General features: G+C 50.9%; 4 protein-coding genes and 1 pseudogene. 3 read left to right on the forward strand and 2 right to left on the reverse strand.

Annotated elements, in window-relative coordinates; genetic code table 11:
* From HPY52_17070 to HPY52_17080, 3 genes and pseudogenes are all read left to right on the forward strand, one after another.
* The coding region (locus HPY52_17070) for a transposase (protein NPV81946.1) at window positions 1-290 on the forward strand (290 nt) is incomplete at its 5' end.
* Between the two features lie 325 nt (window positions 291-615).
* Window positions 616-1,552 (forward strand): annotated as a pseudogene (locus tag HPY52_17075) (CPBP family intramembrane metalloprotease).
* Between the two features lie 23 nt (window positions 1,553-1,575).
* Window positions 1,576-1,791: a hypothetical protein gene (locus HPY52_17080; protein ID NPV81947.1), complete on the forward strand. Its 216-nt coding sequence runs from the start codon at window positions 1,576-1,578 to the stop codon at window positions 1,789-1,791.
* Window positions 1,792-2,044: 253 nt separating this feature from the next.
* Here HPY52_17080 and HPY52_17085 read toward each other — a convergent pair whose 3' ends face one another.
* Window positions 2,045-2,476 (reverse strand): type II toxin-antitoxin system VapC family toxin, encoded by a 432-nt coding sequence (locus tag HPY52_17085; GenBank protein ID NPV81948.1) that lies wholly within the window; start codon window positions 2,474-2,476, stop codon window positions 2,045-2,047.
* A complete protein-coding gene (locus tag HPY52_17090; GenBank protein NPV81949.1) occupies window positions 2,477-2,947 on the reverse strand; it encodes a helix-turn-helix domain-containing protein in 471 nt (156 codons plus the stop codon).
* Window positions 2,948-3,451 lie beyond the last annotated feature (504 nt).

Below are 3,451 nucleotides of genomic sequence, written 5' to 3' on the forward strand. Positions count from 1 at the left end.
TTCATCAGTTGAAAAACCGGGTAGAGACTCACATCTTCTTGTGCGTGCTTGCATATCACCTGCTCGTTGCCATAGAGAAGACGCTACAAGACAGAGGGCATTACACGAGCTGGGCAACCGTGCGGGAATCGTTGACCAACCACCAGATTGTGACAGTGGTATTGCCGACCTCAGATGGTCGCACGTTGCGGATTAGGAAGGCTGCCAAACCGGATCCTGAGCATCTTGCTATCTATGAGGCGCTCGGTATATCGCCCCGGATGATCAAGCCGGTGAAGACATGGTCGTAAGATAGTGACGTAATTTGACAAAGAACATAGGTACCGCAAGGGTTCCAGTGCTCTGAGTGCGGAAGTTGGGCTAGATGCTGATCCTCTCTATTCATGGAAATATCTCCGCAAAGAGTGCCGCAGATTCACGACTACAACTTCCAGTCTAGCATACATATCCGCGGACTCCCAGACGTTATTTCCATGCCGATTCGCTCAGTTCTTCCATGTCTGTAGGATCAGGAAGGCGGACGGGGCTGGTATATTCCCCATGGAACGGCTAAAATAAGCCGGGAAGCCTTTGGGGATTGGTCGAACAATTCACGGGGAAAACGGACTCATTTCCATGCTCGATTGGGGGGTATTGGTTTCCATGAATGGAAAACTAGATAAAAAGCGGATCGGATTGTTTTTAGGGCTTTCCTTTCTTATTGCATCGGGTACTGCGATCATTATTTACTGGACTGGCGGCCTTGTGAAAAGTCCAGAAGTGATACCGGGGGCCAGGATTACAGTGGCAGTCTTGTTGTTGGCGACAGGTTACATGTGGGCACCGGCTCTCGCGCACATCCTCACGCGAGTCATCACTCGCGAGGGATGGCAGGACATGTTTCTCGAGCCCAGATTTAGACGGGGCTGACCTTACTGGCTTGAAGCCTGGTTTGTGCCCCGCCATCTTGACAATTGCTGGAGCCGTTTTGTTTTTTATGATTTTCCCAGGCTATTTTGATCCATCCCTCAGAGTAGTGAGAGATATGCTCGCGCGAGCTGAAAAGATATCAGGACGGCCGGTCCCGATCAGCCCGTGGGCAATGATCGTGCTCCAGGTTGTTCAGGCTGTTATCGTCGCCCCGATCGTCAATGGCATCTTTACATTCGGTGAGGAATTCGGCTGGCGGGCTTACCTGTTGCCCAAGCTCTTGCCTCTCGGGCAGATGGGAATAATCTGGGGAGTATGGCATTGGCCTGTAATAGCCATGGGGCACAATTATGGGCTGAATTATCCTGGAGCGCCTTGGCTTGGGATGCTGGCAATGGTCTGGTTTACCATCATCGTAGGGACCTTTCTCGGCTGGATCACATTGCGTGGAGGCAGCATATGGCCTGCTGTGATAGGCCATGGCGCAGTCAATGGGATAGCCGGTATAGGAGCATTATTCATGAAAGGACATCCAAGCCCGCTGCTTGGCCCGATGCCCACTGGTATTATAGCATCAATCCCCTGGGTCCTGGTGGCAATATGGATTCTCATACGCCGGAATGGGCTGGAGTTGAGTGAATAGGCAACTCTTGGGAGGTGAGTCCTATGGTCGACGAACGATGGGCTGAGTTGTGCCAGGTGTCCAGCGAGATTGAAGGTGAGGTCATCCGCTCGTTTCTTTTGGCCCAGGATATCCAGGTGATTCTTAAAACAGGCCTCCCTCCAGGCGTCTATCCAGGCCTTACACCTATCAAGGTGTTTGTCCCGCAAAAGGATCTCGAAGCTGCCCGGCGGGCTCTTGAGGAGATTGAGAGAGGCTAGAGAATTGAGGCGTTATGTGGATGACGAAAAGGTAAGGATTTACCGAATAAAATAATCGCTTGCAGAGCCCTTGTGGATGAAGTGGTAAGCGACACGCATTTTGCCAGGCGAAAATTGTCTATTCTTGTCGCAGCTCTGATTCTCTGAACGATCCTATGCTAGAGTTTTCCACATTGTGAATGAGGTGAGTCGGGTGGTGAGGGTATATTGCTGCCTCCCCGCTATTAGAGAGCTGGGCGATCAGATAGCAGGGTTAAACCTGGTCAGTAAGGCCCTTAACCCAAGGTAGTCTCCCGTGCACGGCGCGGATCAGTCTTCGATCGCATGTGTAAAGGGGACAGCCCTTAATCTCTGCAAGGGCTACATATGCTGCGTCATAGATCGTGGGCATGCGAAATTGCATGGAAATCTCCCACGCCTTCAAAAGAAGTCGGGCAGATGATTCAATTTGAATACCTATAGCACCTAAGTACTGGAAGCCCTCCCATGCACGTACCGGCGTCAGCTTTCCCTTTACCGTCAGCTTCCGGAGTACAGACGGAACCTCATATATAAGGAGGGTTGGGGAAATAATCGTCACTCCGCCTGAAAGCCAGGATTCTAAGATCTCAAGAGCCAACTCGGATTCTTCCTCGTCAACGATCCACTTTACGACGAGACTTGCATCCACGCAGACGACGCCCATTCACGACCGCTCCCCTCTGAGTTGCAGGAGTGCATCCTCGGAGGTGTATGTCAAGTGTTTCCCCCGGGCCTTCCGTTCTTGCCGCATCTCTCGCAACCTTTTCCTTAACGCTGTAACTAGCTCGCATGGTGAAAGCTTCCTCTCTGTCATGGAATCCGTGTCGTAGACAGGGAAGGTCTCCTTTATCTGAATCGGCCAGCGCTCGCCTCCAGGTGATATTGCATGGGCCCTAGGACCCCTTTCCGCAACGGTATCCGCTTCTTGAGGGAGCGAGCTCCCTTCATCTCGCTCCATGTCGATAATAGAGGCAATTTCGTCAGCGGAGAACCTTCGTGTGCTGCCTATCTTTATGCCTTTTAACTTGCCCTCTCGAATCCATCGCCATATTGTGGGCTCCGAGACCCTGAGGTAATCCGCTACCTCCCGGACCGTCATTAATGGCGGAAGGCTTGGTGGTTGAGGTTTCTGCATGATCGTCACCTCTTAGGTATATTATACCAAGCTAATTCACCACCTGTTAATGGCTATCATGAACGATCATATAGATTTAACATTGTTCACATCAAACAGTGTAACCCATGGTACTGCCATGACTTTGCATATCATATGGGACATATAGATGCCAAGTCCAGAGTTGAAAGATAATCCAGCTATGTCTTCATGCGGTTGCTAGGCGCGCCGCGCAAGATCTGCTCATATTTACAAATTGGAACTTGGTCATCTATAGAAAACTTGAATGATTGGGGCTCCTGTCTCTTGATCTACTTGGGGGAAGCATGATGTGATTCTCTTGGTGATGCAAGCGGACTACCCTGAAAACAGCGGCGCCCACTTTGGGGGAGTTTCATCCCTATCTCAATGTTTTAAAGTTAGCTCTCTCGATCTCGCCTTCTCTCCATTTTTCAATAGATTAAACCGGCGTAGTCGTCGGGGCTGTGGATATGTGGGCAACGCGAAGCGTTGTCCAAGCGGCTG

The sequence above is a fragment of the Bacillota bacterium genome, from assembly GCA_013178415.1.
GTDB lineage: Bacteria > Bacillota > SHA-98 > Ch115 > Ch115 > Ch115.

Bases quoted from the DNA above. Each gene is read 5' to 3' on its own strand.
- HPY52_17090 (NPV81949.1), bottom strand. From the start codon at position 2,947: ATGCAGAAACCTCAACCACCAAGCCTTCCGCCATTAATGACGGTCCGG.
- HPY52_17080 (NPV81947.1), top strand. From the start codon at position 1,576: ATGGTCGACGAACGATGGGCTGAGTTGTGCCAGGTGTCCAGCGAGATT.
- HPY52_17085 (NPV81948.1), bottom strand. From the start codon at position 2,476: ATGGGCGTCGTCTGCGTGGATGCAAGTCTCGTCGTAAAGTGGATCGTT.